Origin of the sequence: uncultured Campylobacter sp. (assembly GCF_938045225.1) — a bacterium.
GTDB lineage: Bacteria > Campylobacterota > Campylobacteria > Campylobacterales > Campylobacteraceae > Campylobacter_A.
Genome location: NZ_CALINL010000062.1, coordinates 1 through 2265, shown reverse-complemented (window position 1 = coordinate 2265; position 2265 = coordinate 1). Strand labels below are relative to the sequence as shown.

3 protein-coding genes are annotated in these 2265 nt (G+C 42.3%); all 3 read left to right on the top strand.

Translation table 11 applies throughout. The features are described 5' to 3' along the window. Nucleotides 1–407, top strand: a 407-nt coding sequence (locus tag Q0200_RS02900) for a cupin domain-containing protein (RefSeq protein WP_297937512.1), incomplete at its 5' end; no start/stop codon positions are given. Between the two features lie 141 nt (nucleotides 408–548). Continuing rightward, nucleotides 549–953 (top strand): Rrf2 family transcriptional regulator, encoded by a 405-nt coding sequence (locus tag Q0200_RS02895; RefSeq protein ID WP_295140515.1) that lies wholly within the window; start codon nucleotides 549–551, stop codon nucleotides 951–953. Between the two features lie 3 nt (nucleotides 954–956). Beyond that, on the top strand, nucleotides 957–2265 hold a 1309-nt coding region (locus Q0200_RS02890), incomplete at its 3' end, for an FHIPEP family type III secretion protein (protein ID WP_297937510.1).

Genomic DNA, 2265 nt, shown 5'->3' with positions numbered 1-2265 from the left:
CATTTTTTAACATTTTACAAGTTTTAGGTTGTGCTCCAAAAGATTTTTTTGATAAAGAAAGTTCAAGTCAAAAAGTATACTATTCATTAGAAGATCAAACTAGTTATGAGGAAACTGACGATGGTTATGAATTAACTTGGTTAGTACCAGAATCTAATGAAAAAGAAATGGAATCATTAATTCTTAAATTAGAGAAACATAGTAATTATAAAACTTTTTCACCATCAGAATCAGAAACTTTATGTTATGTTTTGCGAGGAAAGTGTAAACTGAAACTTGGTGAAGAGGAATTTATTGCTTCAGAAAAAGAATCATTTTATTTTTTAGCTACTTCAGAGCATAGGTTGTCAAATCCATTTGATCAAGAATGTGAAATTTTGATAGTAGCAACTAATTCGTATTTATAAGGAGAAAAAAATGACAAATATTGTTGAATTTAAAGATGTATCAATGTCGTTTGGTAATAATAAAGTTTTAAAAAATATTGATTTAATCAAATTTGCAGATAAAATTTAATAAAATATCAGCAAAAAATTTAAGGGGAATTTATGCTTTTGACAAAAGCAAGCGAATACGCGCTGCTTTCACTGATTTATATAGCGCAAAAAGACGCTCCTTCGGACGTCGATACGATGTCGGGCGAGCTTGATATATCAAAAAGCTTTTTGGCTAAAATTTTACAAAATTTGGCCAGAGAGGGCATTTTGGTTTCATTTAAGGGAGCAAACGGCGGATTCATGCTCGCGCAAAAGCCTGAAGAAATCAGCATAAAAAGGATAATAGAAAGCGCTGAAAAGCGTAAAATGGCGGTATTTGAGTGCTCTATCTCGGCCGATAGTTGCGCCTCCAGCAAGGGCGGAATGTGTCAAATTTGGCCGATGTTTAGCGCGCTGCAGTCTAAAATAGACGATTTTTTAGATACAATTACGTTAGCAAATATAATCAAGAAGTAAATTTTGGCAAAACAAAAGCGCAATATCCTAACTCTGGTCGCACCGTTTTTAGAGCCCATCGTAAGGTTTAAGGGGCTCACGATCGTCGGCGTCATAATCGCCATCCTAGCGATCATCATAGTGCCGCTTCCTAGCGCGGTTTTGGACTTTTTTCTTGCGCTTTCCATCTCTATCTCGGTGCTCATCATCTTGATCGCCGTTTACGTGCCAAAGCCTACCGACCTTAGCACCTTTCCGACGCTCATTCTCATCATCACGCTTTTTAGACTCTCGCTAAACATAGCCACCACGCGTATGATTTTGAGCGAAGGACACAACGGTCCCGATGCCGTGAGCGAGATAATCTCAAGCTTCGGACAGTTCGTCGTAGGCGGCAACTACGTCATCGGCGTGATCGTATTTACGATCCTAGTTCTTATAAATTTTATGGTCGTTACAAAAGGCTCGACGCGCGTGAGCGAGGTGCAGGCGAGATTTACGCTAGATGCGATGCCGGGCAAGCAAATGGCGATAGACGCCGACCTAAACGCCGGTCTAATCGACGAAAAGACCGCCAGAGAGCGCCGCGAAGCCATCATCGGCGAGGCGAATTTTTACGGAGCGATGGACGGTTCGTCTAAATTTATCAAAGGCGATGCTGTCGCTGGCATCATCATCACGATCATAAACATCGTCGGCGGCTTTCTCATCGGCTCGTTTCAGTACGGCTTAGACATGGCTACCTCGGCGCAAAACTACACTATCCTAACTATCGGCGACGGTCTAGTGAGCCAGATACCTGGCCTCATCACTTCGACGGCCACGGCGATCATCATCACGCGCGCTAGCAAGGATGATGAAAATTTCGCTGAAGGCTCGCTAACGCAGTTGCTGGGCGAATACAAAACGCTTCTAATAGTCGGCTTTATACTATTTATCTTTGCTCTAGTTCCCGGGCTTCCGACGCTATCTCTAGGCTTTATCTCGCTTTTGTTTTTAAGTATGGGCTATATAATGAAAGAGGTAAAAGAGGGCAAGATAAATTTGACATCCAAAGCTCAAAGCATGGGCTCCGCTCAAGGCGAAGAAGAGGGGCAGGCCGCACCAAAACCTCCTAAAAAAAGCGAAGAAGAGATCGCCCGCGAAGAGGAAGCTAAGATAAACGATATCTTAAAGCTTGAAATTTTAGAGCTTGATCTAGGATACGGTCTGCTAAAGATAGCCGAGACCGATCTCATCGAGCGTATACGAGCGATGCGCAGAAATATCGCGGCACAGCTGGGTTTTTTGATGCCAAAGATCCGTATCCGCGATAACCTCCAGCTACCGCCAA

Coding starts and splice junctions, on each gene's coding strand:
- Q0200_RS02895 (WP_295140515.1), top strand. CDS start 549: ATGCTTTTGACAAAAGCAAGCGAATACGCGCTGCTTTCACTGATTTAT.